At 67.2% G+C, this 2,197-nt stretch carries 3 protein-coding genes; all 3 read right to left on the bottom strand.

What is annotated here, in order from left to right:
• The coding region (locus tag P409_RS32425) for a 50S ribosomal protein L25/general stress protein Ctc (RefSeq protein WP_034848326.1) at positions 1–524 on the bottom strand (524 nt) is incomplete at its 3' end.
• Positions 525–667: 143 nt separating this feature from the next.
• On the bottom strand, positions 668–1,474 hold the full coding sequence (locus P409_RS32420) for a MetQ/NlpA family ABC transporter substrate-binding protein (protein ID WP_034848328.1): 807 nt from the start codon (positions 1,472–1,474) through the stop codon (positions 668–670).
• 55 nt (positions 1,475–1,529) lie between these two features.
• The gene (locus P409_RS32415; RefSeq protein WP_034848324.1) at positions 1,530–1,742 is read right to left on the bottom strand and encodes a hypothetical protein; all 213 of its coding nucleotides are present in this window, start codon (positions 1,740–1,742) and stop codon (positions 1,530–1,532) included.
• Positions 1,743–2,197 lie beyond the last annotated feature (455 nt).

Below are 2,197 nucleotides of genomic sequence, written 5' to 3'. Positions count from 1 at the left end.
GTCACGGCCGGGCGGACGCCCGCCGGCAGCTTCACCGCGCTCATGCGCAGCGAGTCGCCGATCTCGGCGCCGGTCAGGTCGACCGACACGAATTCGGGGATCGATTCGGCGCGGCAGATCAGCTCGACGTCATGGCGCACGACGTTCAGCACGCCGCCGCGCTTGATGCCGGGCGAAGCCGCCTCGTTCTCGAAATGCACCGGCACGTCGGCATGGACCGTGGTCTTGTCGCTGACGCGCAGGAAGTCCAGGTGGATGGCGGTGTCGGTCACCGGGTCCAGGGCGACGTCGCGCGCCAGGACGTGGTGCTTCTCGCTGCCGATCTCGATGTCGTAGAGATGCGTCAGCATGGCGGGGTCGCGCAGGATCTTCAGCAGCGACTGGGCGTTGACGCTGAACAGCACCGGCGGCTTGTTGTCGCCGTAGATGACACCGGGGATCATCCCGGCCCGACGCGCTGCCCGTGCTGCCCCCTTACCGGCCCGGTCCCGCGCCTCGGCCTTGATCTTGATGGTTTCGGCCATCGGCTTCTCCTAAGTGAAGACGCCGGCCTCCAGGGGTGCCGGCGTCGGTACGGCGTGGGTGAATGCCCACGCAAGCGCGGTCGTCTAGCAGAATTGGTCCGCCTGCGCAACGGCCGAGGCCGCGGCCCCGGCCTGCGTCGGTCTCACCAGGCCGGGAGGATGGCGCCCTTGAACCGGGTCTCCAGGAACTGGGTGACCTCCGGCGACTGGTAGGATTCGACCAGGATCTTCAAGTCGGCCCGGTCCTTGTCGGCGGCGCGGGCGGCGATGAAGTTGCCGTAGGGGTTGTTGGTCCGGCTCTCGGCGATCAGCGCGTCCTTGCGCGGGTCGAGGCCGGCCTCCAGCGCGTAGTTGGTGTTGATGATCGCGCCGTCCAGGTCCGGCAGGGCGTGCGGCAGCTGCGCCGCGTCGAGCTCGGAGAACTGGAAGTTGTGCGGGTTCTCGGTGACGTCGAGCAGCGACGGGTTCAGGCCTTTGCCCTCGGCCAGCTTGATCAGGCCGTTGCCGGCCAGCAGGTTCAGCGCCCGGCCGCCATTGCTGGGGTCGTTCGGGATGCCGATCTTGGCACCGTCCGGCAGCTTGTCGATCTTGTCGAACTTCTTCGAATACAGGCCGATCGGCTCGACGATGGTGAAGCCGATCGGGACGATGTGATAGCCGCGGGCGGCGATCTGGGCGTCCAGATAGGGCTTGTGCTGGAAGGCGTTGGCGTCCAGTTCGCCATGCTCCAGCGCCTCGTTCGGGATGGCATAGTCGGAGAAGGTCACCAGCTCGACCTCGAGGCCTTTCTTAGCCGCCACCTGCTTGGCGACCTCGGCGATCTCCTCCTCGCTGCCGCCCATGACGCCGAGCTTGATGCTGGCGGCGAAGGCGCCGCCGGCGGTGGCGGCGCCGAGGGCGAGGCCGAGCGCCAGGCCGAACAGGCCGCGCTTCAGCGGAGACAGGGACATGATGGGCTCCTGCACGTCTTGGTTCATTCAGGGATAGGATAATCGGCGGCCCGGGTCACGCCCGGGCCTGCTCCGGCCGGTGCTGGCGGCGGGCGATCGTGGTCAGCGCGGCATGCGCCGCCCGGCCGGCCGCCCGGGTGGTGCGGAACAGGCGCCCCTCCAGCGGCGTGAAGGCCGAGTCGGAGGCGTAGAAGCGGAAGCCGCGCGGCTCGCGCGTGACGATCCCGGCGGTCAGGCCGCCGGCGACGATGATGAAGGCGTCAGCCATGGAACGGGTCCTCTCGGGGGGCGCGCCCGCTCGGGGGCGCGCTGCGTGTGTCCGGTCAATGCGGTCGGATGCGGCGGGCGGGCCCGCGATCAGCAACAGCGACAGGCGCGACACATGCGGCCGGCCTGCAGGCCGGCGGCGGAGAGGACGGGCAGGGACAGGATCGAAACCATCGGTCGGCTCCTCAGCATCAACTGCCGGAACCACGAACTCACGTCGTGGCGCTTTAGCGTTTGGTGACGCGGCGCAAGCTGCTTCCGTCAAAATCCCGCGGATCCGAAGATCGATGCCGACCCTCTAACATACGGCCGAGTGTGTCAATAATAAAAAATCTACAAATAAATCTCGATAAATGTCATTGCGAGCTCAGCGAAACAATGACGATGAGTATCACCCCGCAGAAGTGACGAAAAAGCCCGCCCGGTTTCCCGGGCGGGCTCTTTGATCGGATCGTC

Source organism: Inquilinus limosus MP06, assembly GCF_000767795.1.
Lineage (GTDB): Bacteria > Pseudomonadota > Alphaproteobacteria > DSM-16000 > Inquilinaceae > Inquilinus > Inquilinus limosus_E.
This window is presented reverse-complemented; position numbering and strand designations above follow the sequence as displayed.